We start from the raw sequence: 489 nt of genomic DNA, 5'->3' as shown, positions 1-489 counted from the left end.
AGTAGCGAAGAAAATGCATCGCTTTGGTGAATTGGTTGGAATTGCCTTTCAGATCAAAGATGATTTGTTTGATTATACCACTTCTAATGCAATTGGAAAGCCTGTCGGAATTGACATCAAAGAACAAAAAATGACGTTACCGTTGATTTATTCAATTAACACAGCGAATGAAAAAGACAAAAAATGGTTAATTAATTCGGTAAAACGTTACAACAATGACAAAAAACGTGTACGCGAAATTATTCAGTATGTGAAAGATCACGGCGGAATTGAGTACACGCAAAAAATGATGAAACAATATAGCCAAGAGGCTTTAGATATACTATACGAATTTCCCGAAAGTGAATTTCGAAATTCATTGGAAACAATGGTGAAATACGTAATCGAAAGAGAAAAATAACAAAAGGACTTCTTATTGAAGTCCTTTTTGTTTTATATTAAGAATTAACATTTCTAAACTCTAGATGCGATATTGAAACAAGTTCAATA

Annotated in this window: 1 protein-coding gene; it reads left to right on the top strand. The window is 32.1% G+C overall.

The window, feature by feature from the left end; translation table 11 throughout:
• The coding region (locus B2X73_RS11750) for a polyprenyl synthetase family protein (protein ID WP_291096498.1) at positions 1–400 on the top strand (400 nt) is incomplete at its 5' end.
• Positions 401–489 lie beyond the last annotated feature (89 nt).

Source organism: Empedobacter sp. UBA7252 (genome assembly GCF_002472765.1).
GTDB classification, from domain to species: Bacteria; Bacteroidota; Bacteroidia; order Flavobacteriales; family Weeksellaceae; genus Empedobacter; species Empedobacter falsenii_B.
Note: the sequence above shows the minus strand (reverse complement) of the source record. Positions and strands in the feature narration are given on the sequence as shown.